This window comes from Leptolyngbya sp. NK1-12 (genome assembly GCF_032598965.1).
Classification (GTDB): Bacteria; Cyanobacteriota; Cyanobacteriia; order Elainellales; family Elainellaceae; genus Elainella.
In genome coordinates this window covers 652,386-676,341 of the sequence record NZ_CP053587.1, presented here as the reverse complement: position 1 = coordinate 676,341, position 23,956 = coordinate 652,386, and the positions used below count along the sequence as shown (strand labels likewise).

General features: G+C 51.6%; 18 protein-coding genes. 13 read left to right on the top strand and 5 right to left on the bottom strand.

What is annotated here, in order from left to right; translation table 11 throughout:
* Positions 1-23: 23 nt before the first annotated feature.
* A complete protein-coding gene (locus HJG54_RS31155) occupies positions 24-662 on the bottom strand; it encodes a DUF4142 domain-containing protein (RefSeq protein ID WP_316437017.1) in 639 nt (212 codons plus the stop codon).
* Positions 663-2,352: 1,690 nt separating this feature from the next.
* Here HJG54_RS31155 and HJG54_RS31150 point away from each other — a divergent pair.
* From HJG54_RS31150 to rppB, 10 genes are all read left to right on the top strand, one after another.
* Entirely contained in the window at positions 2,353-3,561 is a 1,209-nt protein-coding gene (locus HJG54_RS31150) for a sugar ABC transporter substrate-binding protein (protein ID WP_316437016.1), read from the top strand.
* Between the two features lie 196 nt (positions 3,562-3,757).
* Positions 3,758-4,588: an ATP-binding cassette domain-containing protein gene (locus tag HJG54_RS31145; RefSeq protein WP_316437015.1), complete on the top strand. Its 831-nt coding sequence runs from the start codon at positions 3,758-3,760 to the stop codon at positions 4,586-4,588.
* A gap of 51 nt (positions 4,589-4,639) precedes the next feature.
* Complete coding sequence (locus tag HJG54_RS31140; protein WP_316437014.1) at positions 4,640-5,914, top strand: sugar ABC transporter permease; 1,275 nt, start codon at positions 4,640-4,642, stop codon at positions 5,912-5,914.
* Positions 5,915-6,036: 122 nt separating this feature from the next.
* Positions 6,037-6,303 (top strand): helix-turn-helix transcriptional regulator, encoded by a 267-nt coding sequence (locus tag HJG54_RS31135; protein ID WP_316437012.1) that lies wholly within the window; start codon positions 6,037-6,039, stop codon positions 6,301-6,303.
* 44 nt (positions 6,304-6,347) lie between these two features.
* Entirely contained in the window at positions 6,348-6,911 is a 564-nt protein-coding gene (locus HJG54_RS31130) for a Uma2 family endonuclease (protein WP_316437011.1), read from the top strand.
* Between the two features lie 417 nt (positions 6,912-7,328).
* On the top strand, positions 7,329-8,957 hold the full coding sequence (locus HJG54_RS31125) for an efflux RND transporter periplasmic adaptor subunit (RefSeq protein ID WP_316437009.1): 1,629 nt from the start codon (positions 7,329-7,331) through the stop codon (positions 8,955-8,957).
* A gap of 35 nt (positions 8,958-8,992) precedes the next feature.
* The gene (locus HJG54_RS31120; protein WP_316437008.1) at positions 8,993-12,142 is read left to right on the top strand and encodes an efflux RND transporter permease subunit; all 3,150 of its coding nucleotides are present in this window, start codon (positions 8,993-8,995) and stop codon (positions 12,140-12,142) included.
* A gap of 92 nt (positions 12,143-12,234) precedes the next feature.
* Positions 12,235-12,726, top strand: a complete 492-nt coding sequence (locus tag HJG54_RS31115; protein ID WP_316437007.1) for a hypothetical protein — start codon at positions 12,235-12,237, stop codon at positions 12,724-12,726.
* Positions 12,727-12,789: 63 nt separating this feature from the next.
* Positions 12,790-13,479, top strand: coding sequence for a two-component system response regulator RppA (gene rppA, locus HJG54_RS31110; RefSeq protein ID WP_316437006.1), 690 nt, complete (start codon positions 12,790-12,792; stop codon positions 13,477-13,479).
* An 8-nt stretch (positions 13,480-13,487) separates the two neighbouring features.
* The gene (gene rppB / locus HJG54_RS31105; RefSeq protein WP_316437004.1) at positions 13,488-14,882 is read left to right on the top strand and encodes a two-component system sensor histidine kinase RppB; all 1,395 of its coding nucleotides are present in this window, start codon (positions 13,488-13,490) and stop codon (positions 14,880-14,882) included.
* 68 nt (positions 14,883-14,950) lie between these two features.
* Here the strand turns inward: rppB and HJG54_RS31100 are convergent, their stop codons facing one another.
* Positions 14,951-15,529, bottom strand: a complete 579-nt coding sequence (locus HJG54_RS31100) for a type 1 glutamine amidotransferase domain-containing protein (RefSeq protein WP_316437003.1) — start codon at positions 15,527-15,529, stop codon at positions 14,951-14,953.
* A gap of 502 nt (positions 15,530-16,031) precedes the next feature.
* Here HJG54_RS31100 and HJG54_RS31095 point away from each other — a divergent pair.
* The gene (locus tag HJG54_RS31095; RefSeq protein WP_316437002.1) at positions 16,032-16,505 is read left to right on the top strand and encodes a TspO/MBR family protein; all 474 of its coding nucleotides are present in this window, start codon (positions 16,032-16,034) and stop codon (positions 16,503-16,505) included.
* A 10-nt stretch (positions 16,506-16,515) separates the two neighbouring features.
* On the opposite strand, the gene HJG54_RS31090 is transcribed toward HJG54_RS31095, so the two are convergent.
* The 3 genes from HJG54_RS31090 to ptsP all read right to left on the bottom strand — a co-directional run bounded on the left by HJG54_RS31090 (position 16,516) and on the right by ptsP (position 21,886).
* Positions 16,516-18,369, bottom strand: coding sequence for a PTS fructose-like transporter subunit IIB (locus HJG54_RS31090; protein ID WP_316437001.1), 1,854 nt, complete (start codon positions 18,367-18,369; stop codon positions 16,516-16,518).
* Positions 18,370-18,389: 20 nt separating this feature from the next.
* Complete coding sequence (gene pfkB, locus HJG54_RS31085) at positions 18,390-19,334, bottom strand: 1-phosphofructokinase (protein WP_316437000.1); 945 nt, start codon at positions 19,332-19,334, stop codon at positions 18,390-18,392.
* A gap of 101 nt (positions 19,335-19,435) precedes the next feature.
* A complete protein-coding gene (gene ptsP, locus HJG54_RS31080; RefSeq protein ID WP_316436999.1) occupies positions 19,436-21,886 on the bottom strand; it encodes a phosphoenolpyruvate--protein phosphotransferase in 2,451 nt (816 codons plus the stop codon).
* Positions 21,887-22,371: 485 nt separating this feature from the next.
* Between ptsP and HJG54_RS31075 the strand changes: the two genes are divergently transcribed.
* Positions 22,372-22,788, top strand: a complete 417-nt coding sequence (locus tag HJG54_RS31075) for a fasciclin domain-containing protein (RefSeq protein ID WP_316436998.1) — start codon at positions 22,372-22,374, stop codon at positions 22,786-22,788.
* Positions 22,789-22,905: 117 nt separating this feature from the next.
* Complete coding sequence (locus HJG54_RS31070) at positions 22,906-23,649, top strand: DUF2993 domain-containing protein (RefSeq protein ID WP_316436997.1); 744 nt, start codon at positions 22,906-22,908, stop codon at positions 23,647-23,649.
* Positions 23,650-23,956 lie beyond the last annotated feature (307 nt).

The window sequence follows — 23,956 nt, the reverse complement described above, 5'->3', positions numbered from 1 at the left end:
CCTAACTTCCATTCAAACTCCATCTAACGAACAAAAGAACTAGGCGTGGACTGGCTGCCTTGAGGTGATGTATCAATCCGAGGAGGAACTTGAGCCACTTCGTAACCCGTCAGGGTGCTAGCGGTGTTGTAGTGCTGGGTGATAATTGTCAAACCTTGAGATGCCAATCTGACTAAGTCCTGATTTTGTCCCAACCCCGCTTCCCGCTGATAGATTGCGGCATTTTCCAGATGGGCATTGATACCAGTTTCGTTCATAAAAGCGACATCAAACTGCTCACCCGAGAGGGACATCAAGCGCTGCATTACTTCCTGATCTCTAGGCGTAGGTTCTGAAGGTAAGTTAACGCCGAGACTGGGTGCCAAACGGACCAAATTATTTCTCACGCCCACCTGTTCATCCACTTCGGCTTGGGCAAAGCGTTTCACCTCGTTGTTGGCTGACTGGGTTAAGGCGAGTTGCCCAAGGGCAATTCCTGCCAAGGCGTTGCGATTAGCATCGATCATAAATTGGTTATCGACTTGAGATAATTGATTGCGGTTGGGTATCGAAGGAGCGGTCGGAGAAGTGGGGCGGTTTGTTTGGGCTAAGCTAGGCAGCCCGATTGTGATGACCAAACCCATGAACATGGCGATCAGCACTGTTCCAACTCGTTTTAACATATTGAACTGGCCTCAAAGTGTGGTTTGAAATTGCAATTGCCTTCAACCTATCCACTTGTTATTTTTCTTACTTCAATCGTTGGAAATAGTGCATTATGAAACAGACACTTCCCAAGTGAGAGATCATGTTGCGCTAGTTCGCTTAGTTGGTCACATGATTGATGCTGATAGCAATCCTATATTGGTTGTGAAAACATTGGTTATGAAAACATTGGTTGTGAAAATGGGAGACAGATGACTACTTTTTTCCAGCCATGTAAATCGGTACCAGCATCGCTTCAAAGAGCAAATAAATTTTGTCTGCCGCTTTCAATCTATCTTTGGATAGATGCATTTTCACTCAGGATAAGTACTGCATCTCGATTTAAGAAACTGTTTGAAAAGCCCCTACATTCCCCATTCTGGGGGGCTTTCCCGAGTCGTTGCTGTTCAAAGTCTTCCATTGGTACCTACCGTGTATACCGATCTCGATCGCGACGCAATGTAAGGGTTTGATCCCCCTTTTCTGAGATGCCCGCAGGGCTATAATCCCCCTGATAAGGGGGACTTCAATCCCTGGTTGGTAGGTGCTGCGCCTCCGGTTCCCCCCTTTATTTAAGGGGGGGCAGGGGGGATCTTCGACTTGTGTGTATACCGTAGCCACTGGTGCGGGATTATAGCTCTGCGGGCATCCCAGAAAAGGGGACGCCAGACGACAAAATCCTTTTCAAACAGCTTTTAAGAGGAGACTGTTTGTAAATGAATTTTAAGAGGCTAGAATCGACTTCCCATCTGATCCTCCCTAACCCTCCTTAAATAAGGAGGGAACCGAGTCAAATCTCTGAAGTCCCCCTTTTTAAGGGGGATTTAGGGGGATCTCAATCTTTGTTTACAAACAAGCTCTAAGGTCTGGCTTCAATTGCTAATTAGATGCCTAATTAGATATAGAATTGTCTTTACATTTAGTTGCAAGATTTGTCTGTCTTAAGGACTACTATTTATTGGGCAAGCTATTACGTTTTATTGCATCTGGCTCACATTCAAATTTCAGATCTGTAAAAGTAATAATGAACAACTAAGTAATTCAATCAATTCCGCAGCAGATGCAATGTAGATATCTGGGCCGCCACTAGTGAGATGTCTGCACTGCAGAACTTGCGCTGTGGAATCTGAAAACCCAACAGATTGGCTTACTTAGCCTTTCCCAGTCCCTACTTCTAGGTAGTGGATCTAGATAGTGGATTGCGCAACAGATTCGTCAGTTAATTCGATAGAAATTTATCAAGGAGGCTGAAGTTTATCGAATTCCGATAGAGCAAACAACTGGAAAAAACTGGAGAAAACAGCATTATCAGAGCTGAGTTAAGCAAAAATTCTCATTTTCACCTCAGAACGTATTGATTTAAATCATCTAATTAGCCTACAGCCTTTTTCAGGCTAGTGAAGTACAAAAAACGGGGCGCAGGGGCACTGCCCCCATACCTCCCATACCTCACACGAGTGAAAAACACTGTATGTAATTAGCCTAGGAACTGAGGGCAGTCATGGTGTCAGTAACTGTCTGCTGTTTTTCTGCATCATTTAACAATTTGCAGAGAAACATAGGCTGAGTTTACTTGTCGTATTGCAGTGAAAGTGGCAGTCAATTTTTCCGCTGGCAAGCTCTGGCTGACAAAAGAAATCGCCTAGACATCGCAAAAGATAACCCAAGATGGCACGTCAATTAAATCACGAGGAAGTGAATACAATGCGTCAGTTGAAGCGTGTTGTGCATCGTTGCCTGCCCGTTTTAGGGATACTCGTACTGGCAGCCTGCACAACCAATAATTCGGCTCCCAATAACTCATCCAATAATTCGACCGGAACAGCCCCAACCGAAACGGCTCAAAACACAGAATTTCCTGCTGCTAAGGGCTGTAAGAACGTGGGAATTTTGCTGCCAGAATCCGATTCCTCTGCTCGTTACGAAGCCTATGACCGTCCTCTGCTAGAGAAGGAAATCAAAGCTGCCTTGCCAGGAGTGACGATTCAGTACGCAAACGCTAACAACAACGCTACCACGCAACAAAACCAAGCCGAAGCCGCCCTGACGAAAGGAGCCTGCATTCTGGTGGTCGATCCCAACGATAGCGATCAGGCATCGGTGATTGTGCAGCAGGCCAAAGCTAGCGGTGTGCCGGTGATTGCCTACGACCGTTTAATTCAAGACCCGGATACAGCGTTTTATGTGTCGTTTGACAACGAGCGCGTTGGAGAACTGCAAGGCCAGTATATCGCTGAGCAGTATCGGGCTGGGAATTTTGGCCTGACCAAAGGGGCGAATTTGGCTATGATCAACGGGGCACAAACCGACAATAACGCCCTGCTCTTCCGCAAAGGTGCCCTAAAAGCGCTGCAACCTCTAGTGGATAGTGGCGATCTGAATCTAGTTTTCGATCAGTACACGCCCAACTGGGACAACAGCAGGGCTCAATCTCTGATGGAAGGGGTGCTGACCAAACAAGGCAACGATGTCCAAATTGCCTATGTGGCGAATGACGGTATGGCAAACACGGTGATTGCAGCTCTGCGTACTCAAAAACTGAATGGGAAAGTGCTGGTGACCGGGCAAGACGCTACCCCGACCGGCATCCAAAACATCCTAACGGGCGATCAGGCCATGACTATTTATAAGCCGATTGCTCAAGAAGCTAAAGCCACAGCCCGACTTGTGGCCGCCCTCAGCAACGGTGAAGACACCAGCGATATCGTCAATGGTGAAACCGAGATCAAAGGCGGCGGTACCATTCCCTCGGTTCTAGAAACACCGATTGTGGTCGATAAAAGCAACGTTGAAGAAACCGTAATTGCCGATGGCTTCCTAACCAGGGAGCAAATTTGTAGCGGTTTACCATCAGGTGCAGGCGGCGTTTGCCCCTAAACTAGCAAATCTGGTTTTGCCTATTGCTTGATTGGTTGATCTTGATTGGTTGATTCTGACAGTCCCCTATCCGACTTGGCTGGGGGACGTTCAGAGACTTTCCTAGCTAGGCGGCTGTCCTGGATGACTGGACCCAGGCTAGGAGTCATTTACCCAAATTAGAACCCCAAATTAGAACCCCAAATTAGAACCGACCATGATAAACAGTTCTCTTTCAGTCGCCTCCGATCGCGACTCGACTAATGGGCCACTGCCTCGACTCCAGATGAGGAATATCTGCAAGTCTTTTGGTGGAGTTCAGGCCCTCAAGCATGTGGATTTTGAAGTCTATGACGGCGAGGTCGTGGGGCTGGTTGGCGATAACGGAGCTGGAAAATCAACGTTAATTAAAACGATTTCGGGGGCCTATACTCCCGACACGGGCGAGATTTTGATCGACGGACAGCCGGTGAGTATCCAAGGTCCCCAAGACTCGACTCGACTCGGCATTGAAACGGTCTATCAAGACTTAGCCCTTTGTGACAACCTGGACGTGGTGGCAAATCTGTGGTTAGGACGGGAAGCTTACCGCGATCTGATTCCCGGTGTTTTGCGGGTCTTAGACGAAACTGAGATGGAGCGCAAAACGATTGAAGTGCTGCGGACATTGGATGTCAAAATTCCGTCGGTGCGTTCAACCGTGGCTGGACTTTCGGGCGGTCAGCGGCAGTGTGTTGCGGTAGCGAAGACGATTCTGCGGGAACCCAAAGTGGTGCTGCTCGATGAACCTACGGCAGCCTTGGGTGTGGCCCAAACCCGTCAGGTGCTGAATTTGATTTTGCGGCTGAAGGAACGAGGTCAGGCGGTAGTCGTGATTTCCCATAATCTCCAGGATGTGTTTGAAGTCACTGACCGGATTGTGGTGATGCGGCTAGGTGAGCGCGTCCGGACGTTTGAAACACGCGATACCACCCGTGAAGCTGTAGTAGGAGCTATTACCGGTGCGGATACTGCCGTTTTGACCGAAACCGATGTCACTGGAGTGTAAGTTTCCTGAATGCACTTGCGATTTCGATAGTTGATCAACGATGAAAAACCTATGAAAAGTTTAGATCCTAAGCCACAGGATACGCCCCAAAATTCACCGGATAATAACCGAGATGCTGCTCAAAGCAGTGCGTTGGTGCAGCAATCTCCAGCCGCAGCATCCCAACGTGCCCGATTTAGTTTACGTTCGTTGATGCAGGGCGACTTGGGCTTTATTCCAGTTTTGCTGACCCTCGCCCTAATCACGATCTATTTTCAGCTCACCACCAGCGGTGTATTTCTCCAGGCTCGCAACCTCTCTAACTTAACTCAACAGATTGTCGCGATCGGCATTCTCAGTATCGCGGCGGTGCTGGTGTTGCTGCTGGGGGAAATTGATTTAAGTTTGGCGGCGGTGGCGCAAGCTTGCGCGGCGATTATGGCAACCGTTTCGGTGTATCAAAACTGGAATCCCTGGCTGGCTATGTTAGTGGCGCTGCTGTCGGGAGCGGTGATTGGCTTGCTCAACGGCCTTTTCATTGCAGTGCTGCGGGTACCGTCGTTTATTGTCACCTTGGCTGGTTCAATCGCCTATGCCGGGTTGCTGTTGGTAGTAATGGGGCCGCAGACAACTCTGGTTGTGCGAGATCCAACGATTCGTGCCCTGGCCCCGACCTATCTACCGCCAGCGCTAGGTTGGGGCATTCCGCTGGTTTGTTTGGCGCTCTATGCCGCAGGTGTTTGGTATAACCAACGGCGGCGCTCTCAGGTTGGCTTGCCGATCAAACATCCGACTCAGTTAGTCTTGCAACTCCTGGCCGCAACGGTAGTGGTGCTGATCCTGATGTTCCTATTTCATAGCTACCAGGGTGTGCCGCAGGCGGTAATGATTGCTTTGGGGCTGGTGGTAATTTTCTGGCTCGTGTTGCGCAAAACGCCCTTTGGCCGGCATTTGTATGCGGTGGGCGGCAATGCGGAAGCGGCTCGTCGGGCTGGAATTAATGTTGTTCGCATGAAGCTGACAGTATTCATTTTGGCGTCTACTCTGGCCGCTTTTGCTGGCATTATGATGACTTCTCGCAGCACAGCCGTTGCCACTCAGATTAGCTCGACGCTGCTGCTCAATGCGATCGCGGCGGCGGTGATTGGCGGAGTGAGCTTGTTTGGAGGCCGTGGCTCGGTTTGGGCCGTGGTGCTGGGTGCTCTAGTAATCGGCAGCCTCGATAATGGCTTGGATTTGCTGAACCAGGATCAGGGCGTGAAAAACATCGTTCAGGGCGCGGTTTTGGTGTTAGCTGTGACTGCGGATGCGGTTGTGCGACGGGCCGGATTCTCTAGAGGTAAGTGAGTCGAGCAGCATCTACGCGGCTATACCACTCAGTAATGCTATTAGCGTGGCAGGATTTGCAGCACCAATCAACGAGGCATCTTCCCCTTGCACGACATCTTTGACTTGAGAATCCGCCATCGTTGCTGGAGTTAGCGCAACAGGTAGGAATCAGCGAAAGGGCGCTTCAGCGAGGGTTCCGGGCTGTCTTTCAAACCACGGTGCAGGGCCATCTCAAACAGCAGTGGCTCAAGCAAGCAGAAAGGCTGTTGCGCCAGGGGAATTACACTGTGGCGGAGGCGGCGAATCTCGTAGGCTACGGACATCTGGGACACTTTGCGGCAGCGTTTAAGCGGCAATTTGGGATTACGCCGAGCCAGTGTTTGGCGGGGTATAAAATAGTGAACTGAGGGGATTGAAAAGAAGATCGCTTGTCTTGTTTCAGGAGGTCGTGATGGGTCTGACTGTAAAAGATCTGGAGCGGGTGCAGGCTCAGCTTGATGGAGACTACCGGATTGAGCTGGTGAATGGAGAAATCATCATTATGAGTCCGTCTGGTTACGAGTCTGATGAGGTGGCGTTTGAGTTTGGTAGTCAGCTTCGTAACTGGGTAAAACCGCGCCAGTTGGGGCGAGTGACTGGATCGAGTGCCGGATTCATTCTGCCCAACTCAGATGCTCGCGCTCCCGATGTGTCGTTTGTGCAGGCGGCGAAGCTTCGCCGCAGTCCCCGCAGTTTTGCTGAACTTGCACCGGATTTGATGGTAGAAGTGAAGTCGCCTTCGGATAGCCTAGTGGGGCTGCGATCGAAGATTGACCAGTTTTTGCAGCAGGGGACGCAGATAGGAATTTTGATTCACCCGGAGCAGCATTGGCTGGAAGTGCGGCGATCGAATCAGGAGCCAGTGTTGCTCAAGGATGGCGATGTGTTGACGCTGCCGGATTTGTTGCCGGGATGGGAATTGCAGGTGTCGGAGCTGTGGCCGCCCGTGTTTGATGAGCTACCGCCCAGTTCTTAGTACGGCTTCTGCTATCAGGTTTAATTCAGGAAAGACAGAAGAAAGCTAACTATGACCTAAATGTCAATCTGACTGGTAGATTTTCAACGGGTTCAATTGATCATCAGTTAGCTTTCGGTGTTGATCTGGGTAGATATGACCTAAACTCGCTACGCGAAGCCTCAGCACACACGCTATAAAGCTGGGCATGCAGATCGGAATTGCGAGCCATAAACCGAGCACAAATCGTGCAGATGTCGGCACAGTCGCGGCAACGTTTAATGCATTCAGCCATCATTTGCACCTACATCTCCCGACAGGTAGGCATTTCATCCTGATTTCATTTTTTTGTGGGAATCTGAACCACAGGCGTGAGAGGCATGCGCCGCTCAAATAGTTCTTGCTTCGTGTCTCGTGTCTCCTACCGATTCCCCTACGATGAGATTAATTGCCCCATCTTCCCCCAGGACAGTGCATCGATTTTCTGGAGCCGTACTCAGCTTTCTTTTGCTTGCCACACCTGTTGCGGTTGTTGCCCATGGTGGTCATGGCGATGAATTTCATAGTCATGAAGCCCAATCTGCCGATAGCATTCAGGTGGATGCAAAAACCGCCCAGCGAATTGGATTAAAGGTAGAGCCAGTGATGCTGCGACGCCTAGCGTTTGGCATCAAAGCGACAGGGCAAATTGAAGCCTTGCCAAGCCGTCGAGTAGAAGTGACCTATCCGGTGGGAGGCACGATTGTACGGTTGTTTGTGCAGCCTGGTGATCGGGTTAAACAGGGACAGCCAGTGGCCGTGATTACCAGCGCTGAATTAGCCGAACTGCGAGTCGATGCCCTTGATCGCCAGGTCGAGATGAGCGGTGAAGTGGAAAAAGCCAAGGCTGATTTGCTGTTGGCACAACAAACCTACCAGCAGCAGCAGCAGATTGCTCATACCCAAATTCAGCAGGCCCAAACCGAATTAGGAGTAGCGCAGGAGCAGTTTGAGCGAGACCGAGAATTGATGGAGCAGGGGGCAATTCCCAGACGCGAGTATCTGGAATCGGAAGCCCACTTGGCCACTGCTCGCAATGCCCTCACAGAAGCCGAGAGCCGCTTAGCGGTATTGGATGCCGCCGCTGATCTGAAGCGTGCCCAAACGGCAGTTGAGGTAGCGCAGGACCGAGCCAAACTGAGTACCGGCACCTACAGCACGCGCCTGAAGCAGTTGCAGACGCAGGCCGACCCAGACGGGACAATTACTATCACCGCCCCCATCGCTGGACAGATTGCTGACCGCCCAGCCACCCTCGGTCAATCGGCTGAAGACGCAGGGGCCGCCTTGATGACCATCGTAGATGACCGCACCGTGTTAGCCTCGGCAAACATCTACGAGAAAGATCTGAAGCAAGTTGCCATTGGGCAACCAGTGCGAATTACGGTAGCCGGAATGCCGAGTCGCAGTTTTCAGGGACGGGTGACGGTGATGGGGGCCGTAGTGGAAGGGGAAAATCGTGTGGTGCCGGTCAAAGCAGAAATTGCCAACTCGGAATCTGTTTTGAAGCCAGGGATGTTTGCCGAGATGGAGGTACTCACTGACCGCAGTTCAGCCCCAGTTGTGGCGATTCCCAGTTCGGCTTTGGTCGAGATGAATGGCAAATCGATTGTGTATGTCCAAAATGGCAATGCCTATCAGCCGGTTGAAGTAACAGTGGGTCAAACTTCAGGTGAATGGCTTGAGATACGCGATGGTTTATTTGAAGGCGATCGAGTTGTGACTCAGCGAGCGACCCAACTCTATGCTCAGTCGTTGCGAGGCGGCCCTCCAAAGCCCGAATCCACGGAACCAGCAGCGCCAGCAGCACCAGAGACCGCAGAAGCTAGCCTAGTCGCAACTTACGGGTGGATAATTGCCTTAGGCGGCAGTGCCATTGCAGCCAGCACTTTTGCAGCGGGGGCTTGGTGGGCCAACCGTCGGTTCAAGCGTCTCCTAGCCATGCAATCTTCCAGCTACAACAGCGCGGCAGATCCTGTGGCAGATCCTATAGAGCAACATCAATCGCAACCGATTAATCATCCATAAATATTCTTTATTATTCATAATACCCGCAAATATCCATGCTCAATGCCATTCTCAAATGGTCAATCGTTCAACGCTGGCTAGTCGTGATTGGGGCCATTCTGGTGACGATTTTAGGGGCCTACAACTTAACGCGAATGCCTTTGGATGTATTTCCCGACTTTGCCCCGCCCCAGGTAGAGATTCAAACAGAAGCGGCTGGTTTAGCCCCCGAAGAAGTCGAAGCCTTGATTACGCTGCCGATTGAAAGCGCCGTGAACGGCACACCGGGTGTAGAAACCGTGCGCTCTTCCTCAGCGGTAGGAATTTCCGTTGTTAAGGTGATCTTTAACTGGGGTACAGATGTTTATCGAGCGCGACAGCTCGTGACCGAACGGCTGCAACAGGTGCAAGAAAAGCTGCCAGAGGGAAGCGGAACGCCGCAAATTTCGCCGGTTACTTCGCCGGTTGGCACCGTGGTGATGTATGCCTTTACGGCAGAAACAACGCCGCTGATGCAGCTGCGACGGTTAGTAGATCGGGATGTGACGAATCGGTTATTGGCGATTCCTGGGGTTTCTCAGGTAATTGCCTATGGCGGCGATGTACAGCAGTATCAGGTGTTGGTAGACCCGGCCCGCCTGACGGCCTATAACGTCTCGTTGCAAGATGTGACCGAAGCGGCAGCAGCCGCAAATGCTAACGCAGCCGGTGGATTCTTGTCTACGCCCGATCAAGAACTGATTATTCGCGGGGTGGGTCGGCTGGAATCAATTGAGCAACTTGGCGATTCGGTGGTGACGGCTCGGAACGGCAACCCTGTGCTGCTGCGGGATGTGGCCGAGGTGCAGATCGGGGCGGCGTTGAAACGGGGAGACGGCAGCGTTAATGGTCAACCGGCGGTGGTCGTGGTGGTAAACAAACAGCCGATGAATGATACACCAACGGTGACGCGGGCCGTGGAACAAGCAATGGCGGAGATTAAGCAGGGATTCCCCAAAGACATTCAGGTGATTGAAACCTTCCGGCAGAATAACTTTATTGATGCCTCGATTGAGAATGTACTGGGTTCACTGCGAGATGGGACGATCATCGTCTCGGTTATCCTGTTATTGTTTCTGATGAACTGGCGCACGGCGGTGATTACCCTCAGCGCTATTCCGCTGTCGCTTTTGATCGGCATGCTGATCCTCAATGCCTTTGGTCAGGGCATTAACACGATGACGTTGGGTGGTTTGGCGGTAGCAATTGGTTCGGTTGTGGATGACTCGATTGTCGATATGGAAAATGCCTATCGGGGCTTGCGCAAAAATCAGTTGGCCGGCACACCGGAGCATCCCTTTAAAGTTGTCTACGACACCTCGGTAGAAGTGCGCGTTAGCGTGATTTTCTCGACGGTGATCATTGCGGTAGTATTCGCGCCCATTTTTAGCCTCACAGGCGTAGAAGGCCGAATTTTTGCACCAATGGGCATTGCCTATTTGGTTTCGATTTTTGCTTCTACGTTTGTGGCAATGACGCTATCGCCCGCCCTATGTGCTATTTTGCTAGCCAATCGTACCTTACCAAGCGATGAAACCTGGGTGACGGCTTTCTCGCAGCGACTGTATCGGCCCGCGCTGAATTTTGCTATCCGTCACGCTAAGGTGATTCTGCTTGTTGCTATAGCATCTCTGATTGCATCCCTAGTGATATTCACCAATTTGGGTCGGGTGTTTTTACCAGAATTTCAGGAGCCATCCTTGGTGAATGCAATGGTTTTGTATCCGGGCGCGTCATTAGAAGCCACTAATCAGGCTGGTTTAGCGATGCAGGACGCACTCAAAGATGATCCGCGCTTTTCTTCGGTGCAATTGCGTTCAGGTCGGGCACCGGGAGATGCGGATGCGGGAGGCGTCAATCTGGGCCACCTGGATGTGGAATTGAGTGCGGAGGGGATGCAGGACCGGAAAGCTGCTGTTGAGCAGGTCCGGTCCGAGTTTGCCCGCATTCCTGGTGTTGCGCCCAGCGTCGGCGGATTCATCAGTCACCGCATGGATGAGGTGCTATCGGGGGTAAGAAGCGCGATTGCGATTAAGATCTTCGGTCCCGATCTGGACCAACTGCGGACAATCGGTAGCCAAGTTGAAGCGGCAGTCCGAGAGGTGGATGGTCTGGTCGATCTGCAGTTAGAACCGCAAGTGCCGATCCGTCAGGTGCAAATTCAGTTTGATCGGGCTGCTGCTGCTCGCTATGGTTTAACGGTCGGGCAACTTTCGGAGATGGTGGAAATTGCCCTGAACGGACGGGTGGTTTCTCAGGTGCTAGAACAACAGCAATTATTTGACCTGGTGGTCTGGCTCAAGCATGACGCGCGCAACGACATCGAGACGATTCGCAACCTGCTGGTGGACACACCTACCGGGCAAAAAATCCCCCTAGCCCAGCTGGCCCAGATCAACTACGGCACTGGACCAAACACAATTAACCGAGAAAACGTGTCGCGTTTGATTGTTGTATCGGCAAATGTAGCCGGACGCGATCTGGGTTCTGTGGTGCAGGATGTTCAAGCTCGCGTCAAGTCGGCGGTACAACTGCCAGCCGGCTACTTTATTCAATACGGCGGACAGTTTGAATCCGAACAGCAGGCCAGCCGCAATCTCTTGATCTTCGGCGGATTGGCAATCGTGGTGATTTCAATTTTGATGTACTTTGCCGTTAAATCGGTGGCTGGAATGGTGATGATTATGATTAACCTACCGCTGGCCCTAGTGGGAGGTATTGTTTCGATCGCCGTTGGTGGCGGTGTTGTCTCGGTGGCATCGCTGGTCGGTTTTATTACGCTGTTTGGGGTGGCAACTCGCAATGGCCTACTCCTGGTTGATAATTACAACCGCAAATTGGCTGAAGGATTGCCCTTACAGCAAGTCATTGTCGATGGTTCTATGGAGCGCTTAGTTGCGATTCTCATGACCGCGTTGACTTCGGCTCTGGGGATGGTCCCGCTGGTGCTGGGGGGTGGTGCGGGTCAAGAAATTCTCCAGCCGTTAGCGGTGGTGGTGTTAGGAGGCTTATTTACCTCAACGGCCCTGACGCTGCTGGTTCTACCAGCCCTCTACGCTCGGTTTGGTCGATTTGTGGTTCCCAAAGGGCAGGCGATTGTTGATCCAACTGCGGTGAGTTCTGATGGCAATCGGCTAGCAAATGCCGTGTTGACTGATAGCCATTAGCCATTACTTACCTGTTATCAATTATTGATAAATGCCAATAACCAACGGCTAATACACTGCAAATTAATCATTTCTCAACGTGGAGATAGTCTATGAGATTGTTTCGTTCACTCGCAGCTCTATTTATGGGTTTAACCGTTTTAGGTTTATCAAGTTGTGCCAGTCAGCCGCAGTCAGCCGCTGAATCCCCTAGCGCCACAGCCGAGAACTCACCCACTCCAACCGCTGCTCCGACACCGGAAACGACGAGCGCCAAGGATCATTCCCATGGTGGTCAAGGCGGACAGGTGATTGAAACCGGCGACTATCATCTGGAACTATTGGCTAAACCCGAAGCTAACGGCACCCATCTCGATTTCTTTCTGCAAAAGGGCGACGATCACGAACCAATTCCCGATGCAAAGGTGGTGGCCCAAGTCCAGCTACCCAATGGCACTCAGCAAAAATTGGATTTGACCTACGACGCAGCCGGGGAACACTACACGGTTTTCCTACCGGCAACGGCCACTGGAGCATACAAACTTGTGGTGCTGTCTGACATCAACGGCGAGAAGGTGAATGGTCGATATACGTTTATAAAGTAGTTTGAAGTAGGTAACTGAGTATAATAGGACTGATTCAAATTGATACAGCATTAGCTAACGAAAATGAGAATTCTTCTAGTCGAGGATGAACCAGACTTGGGGCGAGCCATTCAACGGGCGCTCACTCGGGAAAAATACATCGTCGATTGGGTTCAGGATGGTAGCGAAGCTTGGAACTATCTAGACAACGGCTGGGCAACCTACACGGTGGCGGTTTTCGATTGGCTTTTACCTGGGCTATCGGGGATTGAGCTATGTCAACGCTTGCGTCAGCAGCAGAATTCACTGCCTGTCCTGATGTTGACCGCCAGAGATCGGTTGGAGGATAAGGTGGCTGGGCTAGATGCGGGAGCTGACGATTACTTGGTCAAACCCTTCGGTATGATCGAGCTACTGGCACGGCTGCGGGCCTTGCAGCGTCGCTCACCCCAAACCTACAGCCCCTTTCTGCAAGTCGGTCGCCTCACGCTCGACTATGCCACACTTACGGTTTCGGTACAGCAGAGCAGTCAGGCACAAATCATTCAACTCACGGCCAAAGAATTCCAGCTCTTAGAATATTTCATGAAACATCCCCAGCAGATTGTCAATCGCGATCAGTTGATGAATGCACTCTGGGAAGTGCAGGCGGAACCGATTAGCAATGTAGTCTCTGCCCAGATTCGATTGCTGCGGCGAAAATTAGCCGACTACAATTGTGACGATATGATTGAAACTGTCTATGGTCTGGGATATCGTTTTAATTTGAGTTAATTTCACCCATGCACCAGAATCAACTGTTTAACTGGACTCGCCTAAAGCTGGCTGGCTGGTATTCGGGCGTCATGGGATTTATTCTCTGTTTGTTTGGGTTTGCCATCTATCAGGTGATGGCGCGGGCGCATTGGTACGGGTTAGATCAGGAGTTGGAGGTGGTGTCGGGTACTCTGCATGATGCTCTGGAACCCAACCTGAGTCAGCCCGGCGCAATTAATCCGGCGGTACAAGCGCTCTTGCCTAGCCTGTGTGTTGTGAATACCGACTGTACGGGCTTACAGGCAGAAGAATTAACGCAAACGAATAAGCAGCGCCATATTCTGGGTGTAGTTGGACAAGAAGCTTATTATCTACGATTTCTCAATCCGGCTGGTGAAGTGGTGGCAATCATTGGCAATCAGCCAACTTATACATCATCTCAATTCTCGTCTCAGCAAACCTGGCAGACTTTGGAAGATACGGATGGCAATCGCTATCATCAAGTCTCGATTCCTTTGAAAACCAAAGACAGCCGCTTTTGGGGCTACATGGAAGTGGGACGCTCGCTCAAGGAGTTTGATGATCACTTGTATACATTGAAGTGGTTACTTCTGGTGGGCTTGCCGTTTGCCTTATTTTTAGTGGCGCTAGCAAGCTGGTGGTTGGCTGGACTGGCGATGCAGCCGGTTTATCAGTCCTATAACCAAATTCAGCAATTCACCGCGGATGCTGCCCATGAACTGCGAACACCCTTGGCAGCCATTCGAGCTACTGTAGAATCGGTGCTGCAAACCCCAGAGTTAACAGAACCAGAAGCCCGCACAACGCTACAAATTGTAGAACGGCAAAATCACCGTCTTTCCCAACTCGTGCAGGATCTGCTGCTGCTTTCACGCATGGATATGCAGAAGTTTCGCTGCAAACATCAGCCCTGCTGTATCAATGATTTGATTAGTGATGTAATCGAGGAATTCGCTGCCTTGGCTATAGCCGAAGCGGTTTCGCTAGAAGCTGAGATTAACCAGACAGGATCACTACCAGAACTCTATGTATCAGGCGACGAAGAACAGCTTTATCGTCTGCTTGCCAACTTGGTCAACAATGCCATCCAATATACTGGTCCGGGTGGAGTCGTAAAGATTAAGCTGAAGCGTGAGGAAGCTTTTGCTGTGATTACGGTTCAGGATACGGGGATTGGCATCTCAACTGCCGATCAAGCTCGCATCTTCGATCGGTTTTATCGCGTCCACAGCGATCGCTCGCGGGCAACGGGTGGCTCAGGGCTAGGTTTATCGATTGCTCAAGCGATTACCAACGCTCATCAGGGGATGATCCAGGTACAGAGCGAAGTGGGTAAGGGAAGCAGCTTCACCGTGCGGCTGCCATTACTGACCTATAAACACGGGTCCCTACCCCACTAAAACCAATTTGGCTCAAGTAGAGTAGGGAGCCATTCAGTTTATTTGGTGCAGCACCGATAGCGAAGAACCTACCGTTTGACTGCTGATCTTGAACCTGATGCCGCCGGTGCCATCTGGGCAAACAGATTCAGCATCTCTTGATTAAACGCCGGAATGTCATCCGGTTGACGGCTCGTAACCCAATTTCGGTCAACAATCACATCCCGATCAATCCAGTTGCCGCCTGCATTGCGAATGTCGTCTTGAATCGTGTAATAGCTGGTTAGGGTACGGCCCTTTACTAAATCAGCCGAAACCAGCAGCCAAGGCGCATGGCAAATTACGGCAAAAGGTTTGCCAGCCTGCTGCATTTGCTGGAGAAAACTTTTCACCTGAGGTTCAGCTCTCAGTGTGTCGGTATTCAAAGCACCGCCCGGCAGCAATACCGCGTCATATTCGTTCGGCTGCACCTGATCAAGCGAACGATCTACATTAACTGTAATACTCTTGTCGTGATGGCGGAAAGCCTGAATTTGTCCAGGTTTGTTTGAAATTACATCAACCTGTGCTTTTGCGTCTCTAAGTGCCCGCATAGGCTCTGTCAATTCCGTTTCTTCGAATCCGTCAGTTGCCAATACGGCTACGCGCAAATTCGTTAAGTCGGTCATGATAACCTCCAATTGAAATGAATGATCCGATGAACAGCTGAATCGAAATGATGTCAATTTGTAATTTCTTGTAATTTCGGCATCCAGCATTCATACCCGTTTCCAGGATTTCGCTTGTAACGGTTATTGGTGAAATGGCTACAGGGGTCCGTAACTTCCTTTGTGCTATCTTGCTCCCAAATCCATCCGCGAGTCAGTCGCGCCCAGGACGTGACGAGCCAGAAAAGTTACCACAAAGTTTTATACAGACCCCTACAAGCTTCTTTAGCTTAGGGCGGCTGGTTGATTTCAGCCTTTGTCCTAAGACAGATTTGCTGAATGCTTCTGATCCAATCGTTTGTATGTTGCGAACAGGGTCCAGGTTCGCTCTCTAGATCGAGCCGAGTTTTGCATCTAATTGTCACAATCACACTATTCATCAACACAATCGATCAAGCGATCAGCGAAATTGATCAACCGATCGGATTCACAACCCGTCCTCAATGCGATTGGAGGCAAAACTATGCTGCAAAATTGGTTAATTATCAACGCCGTCACACTATTAGTAGCGCTGGGTAGCTTTTTGATTCGTCCGCGCGATATTCCCTGGGCGACCCATCTGGATCGCCCCAAATGGCTGTTTTTTGAACCAGCAATTCCGCTAATCTGGATGGTCATTTTTGTTTGCGGTGCTACCTCGGCTACTTTAGTTTGGCAGCAGGAACCCAACAGTCTCAAAACCTGGCTGTTGATGGCAGTTTATCTACTGGTTGAACTCGTGACTGTGGCCTACATTCCCGCTACACTCCGTCTCCGTAGCTTGACGGTGGGAACGGTTTTGGGCGCATCTGGACTGATTCTGGGGTTAATCTTGACGCTGCTGGTCTGGCCGACTTCCGGGTGGGCCGCCCTGCTGCTCGTGCCCTATTTGCTCTGGAGTCCGCTTGGCACCTACACCACCAAGCGCATGATTAAGCTTAATCCAGATGCAGCCTGACCATGTAACTCTACTGCACTGGCGATACCATTTCTGGTCTTGTTTCTGCTTTGGCTTTAGGCTGCCAGCGTTTGAGTTGCGACGCCAGCACAGCCGTCACTAGAGTCCCGGCGGCGATGGCGACCACATACAATCCGCCTTGACCGACGGCATTGGGAATCGCCAGCACGAACGCACCTCCGTGAGGAGCGCGGAGCGTACAGCCAAATAGCATCGACAATGCGCCTGCTACGGCTGAACCGACAATACAGGCAGGCAGAACTCGCAGTGGGTCTTTGGCCGCGAAGGGAATTGCACCTTCGGTAATGAACGAGATGCCTAGCACAGTGGCAACTTTACCCGCTTCGCGTTCTTCCTGGGTAAAGAAGCGTTTGGCTAATAGGGTGGCTAGGGCCAAGCCTAAGGGGGGCGTCATGCCAGCCGCCATCACAGCGGCCATTGGTTCGAATACATTGCTGGTCAACAGTCCCACCGCGAAGGTATAGGCAGCTTTGTTCACCGGACCACCCATATCTACCGCCATCATGCCACCCAGAATCAAACCCAGAATCACGGCGTTGGTTTGGCCCATGTTTTGCAGGAATGCCGTTAGGCCATCCAGAATCGCCTTCACCGGCACGCCGAACACATAGATCAGCAGCAGGCCCACCGCCAGCGTAGATAGTAACGGAATCACCAGAACTGGCTTCAGTCCCTCAAAGTTGGCGGGCAGTTTAATTTTCTCGCGCAGGAATAGGGCAATATAACCAGCTAAAAAGCCGGATAAGATCCCACCCAAAAAACCCATACCCAAATTCGAGGCCAACATGCCGCCAATTAGGCCGGGAGCCAATCCAGGCCGATCGGCAATCGAAAAGGCAATGAAGCCGGACAGCACCGGCACGATCAGGGCAAAGGCCGACTTGCCGCCAATCTGCATCAGAGCATCGCCAAAGGTGCCAGCCGGTGGATTGAGTCCAAATACAAACGACAGCGCAATGATCAAACCCCCGGCCACAATCAGCGGCAGCATGTAGGAAACCCCCGTCAGCAAATGCTTGTAGGGTCCGCTGCGGCGAGCGGATTGATCTGCCTTGGCCTGCTGTACCGACTGGAGGTAGTTGGGATCGCTAGCCGCACCACTCGATCCGGCCACGGGTTCCGGTAGGGCCAGCGCCGACTGAATCACGCCCGTTCCATCTTTGAGGGCTTGTTTGGTCGAGGTTTGGTAGAGCCGTTTGCCGCCAAAGCGGGAGGTGTCTACATGGGTATCGGCAGCAATTACAACCGCGTCGGCTTGGGCAATATCTTCAGGCGTGAGCTGGTTTTTGGCTCCCACCGACCCCTGGGTTTCGACCTTGATCGTGTGTCCCAGTTCGTTGGCGGCTTTGCGTAGCGCTTCGGCAGCCATGAAGGTGTGGGCAATCCCAGTCGGGCAGGAGGTAATGCCAACCAGATACTTCGAGCCGTTGGCCGCAGGGCTGACAGCATCGGGCGGCGGTGGTATCGGGGTCGGTTCAGGTGAGAGGGATGGAGTGGCGGTCTGTGGCTCAGTCGGGAGCGGGATAGCTTCGGCTTCGGCTACAGCGGCCTCAATTACGTCTCTGGTGTTGCGAATTGCCTGACTGGTAGAAACGGCATACACCGGCTTGCCGCGAAACCGCTCTAGATCGACGTGAATATCGGCAGCCACAATCACTAAGTCGGCAGCAGCAATATCCGCATCAGATAGAGCATGCTTGATGCCATCCGCTCCTTGCGTTTCTACTTGTATGGTATATCCCATATGCTGAGCCGTTTGCTTTAGCGCTTCCGCAGCCATAACCGTATGGGCAATTCCGGTCGGGCAGGCCGTGACAGCAGCAATGGTTTTAATCGATGTCATTGTCATGTTCCTATTTACTGCTACATTGATAATCTTTCGATTCGCACTTGCTTGCAAAACGCTTCCACTTCCGCTGGAGGAGGCAGGCGCGGTCCGACCTGACTCAAGGCCCCAACCGAAAAGGCGGTTGCTAATTGGGCACAGTCTGCCAGCGGCAACCCGCGCAGCTTGCCCGTTACCAGACCGGCTACCATTGCATCGCCCGCTCCCACCGTGCTAACTACCTCAACCTGGGGCGGATGTGCCCATAGGGCCGTGTCTGCCTCGACAAAAATGGCCCCCTCTGCCCCCATCGAAATCACCACACAGGTAATGCCGCCCTGCACCAATGCGCGAGCTGCCTGCACAATAGCTTCTGAATCACTGAGGGAATGCCCCAACACCTCTTGCAGTTCATCCAAGTTGGGTTTGATGGCATAGGGAGCGGCTGGAATTGCCTGTCGTAAACTTTCGCCGCTGGCATCGAGCACCACCGTTTTACTCTGAGCCTTCAGATACTGAGTCAATTCGGCATAGATCGGAGCGGGAACCCCAGTCGGGAGGCTGCCAGAAAGAATAAACCAATCGTGGTTGATGGCTAATTCCTCGATCAGCCGCCGCAGCAAAGTCAGATGTTCAGCCACGGGTGATTGACCGGGAAAATTAATATCCGTGACTTGATTTTGCACCTCATCGATAATTTTGATATTGGTGCGAGTGCGGCCCGGAATCAGCACAAATCGATTGCTGATGCCTTTGTGCTCGAAAAGGGTTTGGAAGGCCTCAGAGGTTTCCTTCCCCAAAAATCCTGAGACCGTGACTGCAAAGCCAAAATCGCTGAGAAACGAGGCCACGTTGACCCCTTTGCCGCCCGGATCAGCCTGCTCCCAAGCGACTCGGTTCACTGCTCCAGCCTGGAAGTTCGGAATTGCGGCGGTTTGATCGATGGCGGGATTGAGCGTGAGGGTGACAATGGGGGGAGGCATAAGGGAGTGGGGAGTGGGGAGTGGGGAGTGGGGAGTGGGGAGTGGGGGGTGTAGCAGATTGGGTTGGTTTGTGTCTAGGGGTAGTTTGATTAGCAGTCTGATTAGCGTAAGGCGCGGACTTCTGCGGCAGATTGGCAGGCGAGGGCATGTTTGGCGAGGTCTTGGGTCTGGGTGAGGGAGAGACTGCGCAATTTGGCTTTTACTGCTGCTACGCTGGGAATGCTGACGCTTAGCTCGGTGACGCCTAGGCCAACTAGAATTGCCGCTCCTAGGGGTTCTCCGGCCACGCCGCCGCAGACGCCCACCCATTTGCCTTGGGTTTGGGCTGCCTGAACGGTTTGGTGAATTAAACGCAGCACGGCTGGATGCAGACCGTCGGCCTGTTTTGCCAACACCGGATGGCCCCGATCCATCGCCAGCGTGTACTGGGTCAGGTCATTGGTGCCGATCGAGAAGAAGGCCACCTCTTGAGCAAATTCTGCTGCCATCAATACGGCTGAGGGCACTTCGATCATCATGCCGTAATCGACCGGATCCGCGCCCACTTCCGCCCGGATCGTTTCAGCAATCTGCCGCGCTTGGCGGAAGTCTTCCAGGGTGGCAATCATCGGAAACATGATCTTGATCGGTCCGGTTGGGGCTGCCCGGAAGATGGCTCGTAGCTGGGTTTTGAACAGATCCTGCCGCTGGAAGCAGAGGCGAATTCCCCGCACGCCCAGGAACGGGTTTTCTTCCTTGGGCAGACTGAGGTAGGGCAGCGCCTTGTCGCCACCAATGTCGAGGGTGCGGATAATCAAGGGTAAACCGTTTAAAGCCTGAATCATTTGCGTGTAGGCAGTGACCTGTTCGGCTTCAGATGGGGGCTGGGTGCGATTCAGGAAGAGAAATTCTGTCCGCAGTAACCCTACGCCTTCGGCTCCGGCATTCACCGCCTGCTCTGCTTCGGCCACTGCTCCGATATTGGCCACCACTTCCACCCGGTGTCCGTCGGTCATCAGGGCGGGCTGGTAGCAGGCCAATTTCTCGGCTTGGCGCATCGCTTGCAAATCGGCCTGGGCTTGGCTAGCCGTGGCTAGATCGGCTTCGCTGGGATTGGGATACAGATTGCCGGTTTCGCCATCTAGAATGCAGCGAGTGCCGTTGACCAAATTCAACACCGCCGGACCTGCCCCCACAATTGCCGGAATATCGAGCGAGCGGGCAATGATGGCCGAGTGGGACGTGGGACCGCCATAGGCTGTACAAAAGCCCAGCGTCAGAGCTGGATCTAAGCCCGCCGTATCTGAAGGCGTCAGGTCTTCGGCTATCAAAATCACCGGTTCGCTTGGCGATTCAGCTTCTGCCGTCACAGTTTCGCCTAGTTGGCGCAAGACCCGTTCGCCCACATCTCGCAAATCGGTGGCTCGTTGGGCTAAGAGGGGGTCGCTCAGTTGCTCCAAGGCAGCAGCTCGCTGTTCGTAGGCCTGCCGCCACGCCCATGCGGCACTGCGCTGATTGGCTAACAAGGCCACAGCCGCATCGTGCAGTTCCGGATCGGCCAGAAATTCCTGATGGGCTTGAAAGATGGCGGCCTGGGCTGCTCCAGCTTTGGCTTTGACGCTGTCATACAGATCTTGCAGTTCGGCCCTGGCGGTTTCGATCGCCTGCCCTAGACGCAGTTTTTCGGCTTCTGGATCTGCTGCCGTTTCGACAAATTGAATCTGACGTCGCTGGAGTTGATAAACCGGGCCAATCACCAGTCCAGGGGAAGCCGCAATTCCCGCAATTGCCGGGGTTGTAAACTGGAGGTTACGGTTCGAGCTAAAGGCAGGCGGGGCTTCGGCTTCATCTTCTAAACCAGCGGCAACGGCAGATTTTAGCGCTGTCAGGGCTGCTGTAGCATCCTCACCGTCAGCCATCAGGCGAATCGTTTGCCCCCCTTCGACCCCCAGCTTCAGCAAGGAAATCAAACTTTTGGCATTGGCGGTCTGCTGGCCGTAGCGAACTCGAATCTCGGACTGGAATTCTTTAGCCAGATTCACCAGTACCGTAGCCGGACGGGCGTGCAGTCCCGCCCCAGGAGGCAGTTCAACCTCAACCGCATGAGCCAAATCTGGCTCTGATTCTGGCCCTGAGCTAGAAGCCGATGGCTGCGTCAACCGCCGAATAATCTCAAACGGTTCGGTGGTGGTAGCCATCTGTTGAATTGCGGCTTCGTCGCCCAGCACATGGGTCAAGTTGGCCAGTATTTCCAGGTGCTCATCGGACTTGGCGGCAATACCAACCACTAGACGAACCACCTCACCGGCATTCCACTCCACGCCAGCAGGAAGCTGCAGCACGGCAATTCCAGTCTGGTGAATCAAAGTCCGATCGTCTGGCAAACCGTGGGGAATTGCGATGCCGTTACCGAGATAGGTATTAGCAACCTGTTCCCGTCTGAGCATGCTAGCAACATAATCAGCCTGCATATGGCCCGATTGCACCAGCAGTGTCCCTACCTGTTGAATAGCATCTTCCTTGTTCTGTGCTGATGCCTGCAACCTTATATTTTCTTTAGATAACGTCAACATAATAGAAGAAGCGGAGCCTATAGATTTCAGCTTAATGTTTTCAGCTCCGCATCATCGTGTTCGTTAACGATTCGATAAATGATTAAAAATAATTAAAAATTGTTAAACCGTCTTATTAATTAAATGGTGTATTTAAATGGTGCACTTAAACTTAACTTCTATATTCTAATTGCCAGCTATATCAGAATACAGTAAAACCTAAATCCCTCGAAAGGAAGAGTTCCTAAGCTCTCTTACCTGATTTTTTAATAGATGCACAGGTCGGCCTGCATTATCTCAAACCAAAAGCAGGTTCGTGAAAACTATTGCGGTGTTCTCTGCGGTGTTCTCTGTGCCTCTGTAGTTCTTCCACTGTGCTTCTATTATTTCTTAATCATCTAATCTCTTAGTAATCTTAACAAAGAGCCTGTCTTATGAGGGATGTGTCACAGCCCAAAACACCGTAATTCTTGAAAAAGCACCTTTTCAACTTTGTCAGATCTACTATGCCTGATCTTTTAGAAACTGCTGCCCAAGCCGGTTCGTTCAAAACCTTGCTCAGTGCAATTGAAACTGCTGAACTAGCTGACATCCTCAAAAGCCCAGGTCCATTTACGGTACTCGCTCCCTCGGACGAGGCATTTGCCCAACTTGCAGACAGCACCCTGGACGATCTAAAACAAGATCCATCTAAGCTAAAGCAGGTATTGTTCTACCATGTCCTTTACGGCGATGTCCGTTCTGATGATCTAGCCGAGATTCATGAAGCCCCGACCGTAGAAGGCTCGGTGGTGATTGTAGAACAGCAGAATGGCATCAAAGTCAATGATATTCCAGTTGTACAAACCGATATTTTGGCTGATAACGGTGTAATTCATGTGATTGATGGTGTTTTAATGCCCACTATTCTGTCTCCAGAATGAGCTGTCTTGATCAATACATGGCTACTTCTATCCTTTTGGAACGATGGCGACCGTGGCGGGGTCCGCCACACTGGTCTAAGAAGTGCCCATCTATTTGATACTGAAGGATAGAACTGAATGAGCGGTGAGCAGAATTTAGGAGAGCAAGCACTCGATAAGGTCGCTGAGGTTGCCATTACCAGCCAACTTGATCAAGTAGACCAAATTGATGTAGACATTCAAACCGATCCCCTCAAACTAGTGCAGGGTAAGCTAGATTCGGTAGCCATCAGCGGTGAAGGACTGACGATGAAGCAGGACCTGCGAGTGGAGGCCATGGGTGTTAGTACTGACTCGGTGGCCGTTAATCCCCTTAAGGCGATGGTAGGTCAAATTGAGCTAACGGAGTCAACAAATGCCCAAGTCCAAGTGCTTTTGACTGAAGCCGATCTAAACCGTGCCCTCAACTCTGATTATTTACAGCAAAAAATGCAGTCACTAGAGGTGAATGTTGAGGGAGAACCTTTAGTGATTACCCTTGAAGATACAAAGCTGCAATTGCCTGGGGATGGCAAAATGGTGATTGACACAGCTCTGAATTCGCCAAGTTTTGATCAAGCTAAGCACCTGTCGGCAGTAGTGAAGCCTTTTTTAGCCGATGAGGGACAGCGGATTGGGCTAGAAATTATTTCGGCAGAAGTGCCTGGACTTTCGGTTGAGGTCGTTACCGCATTGCTAGAAAAAATCGTCGAGCTACTCGATTTGCGCAATTTTGATATGGATGGGTTTGCCATGCAGCTGAAGGATTTTGATCTCCAAACCGGCAAAGTCTTGCTGCGCGGCAGTGCCACTGTTGAGCAGGCTCTATTTGAGCAATTTTGAGCAATTTTGATCGGTTAGTAGGTGAGGGTAGGAGATAGGAGTTAAGTCAGAAACCAGAATCAGTAGATCGCAACTCATGTTGGGATCCCCCTAGCCCCCTTGTGAAAGGGGGAACCGTAGGCGAAGCCTGTGCGCAGCACCTACTAATCAGGGATTGAATTCCCCCTTCATCTACGCTGAAGGCGCATCCCTGCAGGGGTTTAGAGGAATTATAGCCCTTCGGGCATCCCAGAAAAGGAGGATTATGCCATGCACATGCTGCGTAAACAAACTCAAGTTCAGTAATCACAACAAATTCATTCCTTGA

Excerpts from the sequence above, each read along its gene's own strand:
- pfkB (WP_316437000.1), bottom strand. The coding sequence starts at position 19,334 with ATGCCTCCCCCCATTGTCACCCTCACGCTCAATCCCGCCATCGATCAA.
- HJG54_RS31120 (WP_316437008.1), top strand. The coding sequence starts at position 8,993 with ATGCTCAATGCCATTCTCAAATGGTCAATCGTTCAACGCTGGCTAGTC.
- rppB (WP_316437004.1), top strand. The coding sequence starts at position 13,488 with ATGCACCAGAATCAACTGTTTAACTGGACTCGCCTAAAGCTGGCTGGC.
- HJG54_RS31145 (WP_316437015.1), top strand. The coding sequence starts at position 3,758 with ATGATAAACAGTTCTCTTTCAGTCGCCTCCGATCGCGACTCGACTAAT.
- HJG54_RS31115 (WP_316437007.1), top strand. The coding sequence starts at position 12,235 with ATGAGATTGTTTCGTTCACTCGCAGCTCTATTTATGGGTTTAACCGTT.
- ptsP (WP_316436999.1), bottom strand. The coding sequence starts at position 21,886 with ATGTTGACGTTATCTAAAGAAAATATAAGGTTGCAGGCATCAGCACAG.
- HJG54_RS31130 (WP_316437011.1), top strand. The coding sequence starts at position 6,348 with ATGGGTCTGACTGTAAAAGATCTGGAGCGGGTGCAGGCTCAGCTTGAT.
- HJG54_RS31100 (WP_316437003.1), bottom strand. The coding sequence starts at position 15,529 with ATGACCGACTTAACGAATTTGCGCGTAGCCGTATTGGCAACTGACGGA.
- rppA (WP_316437006.1), top strand. The coding sequence starts at position 12,790 with ATGAGAATTCTTCTAGTCGAGGATGAACCAGACTTGGGGCGAGCCATT.
- HJG54_RS31140 (WP_316437014.1), top strand. The coding sequence starts at position 4,640 with ATGAAAAGTTTAGATCCTAAGCCACAGGATACGCCCCAAAATTCACCG.
- HJG54_RS31155 (WP_316437017.1), bottom strand. The coding sequence starts at position 662 with ATGTTAAAACGAGTTGGAACAGTGCTGATCGCCATGTTCATGGGTTTG.
- HJG54_RS31125 (WP_316437009.1), top strand. The coding sequence starts at position 7,329 with ATGAGATTAATTGCCCCATCTTCCCCCAGGACAGTGCATCGATTTTCT.
- HJG54_RS31075 (WP_316436998.1), top strand. The coding sequence starts at position 22,372 with ATGCCTGATCTTTTAGAAACTGCTGCCCAAGCCGGTTCGTTCAAAACC.
- HJG54_RS31150 (WP_316437016.1), top strand. The coding sequence starts at position 2,353 with ATGGCACGTCAATTAAATCACGAGGAAGTGAATACAATGCGTCAGTTG.
- HJG54_RS31095 (WP_316437002.1), top strand. The coding sequence starts at position 16,032 with ATGCTGCAAAATTGGTTAATTATCAACGCCGTCACACTATTAGTAGCG.
- HJG54_RS31070 (WP_316436997.1), top strand. The coding sequence starts at position 22,906 with ATGAGCGGTGAGCAGAATTTAGGAGAGCAAGCACTCGATAAGGTCGCT.
- HJG54_RS31090 (WP_316437001.1), bottom strand. The coding sequence starts at position 18,369 with ATGACATCGATTAAAACCATTGCTGCTGTCACGGCCTGCCCGACCGGA.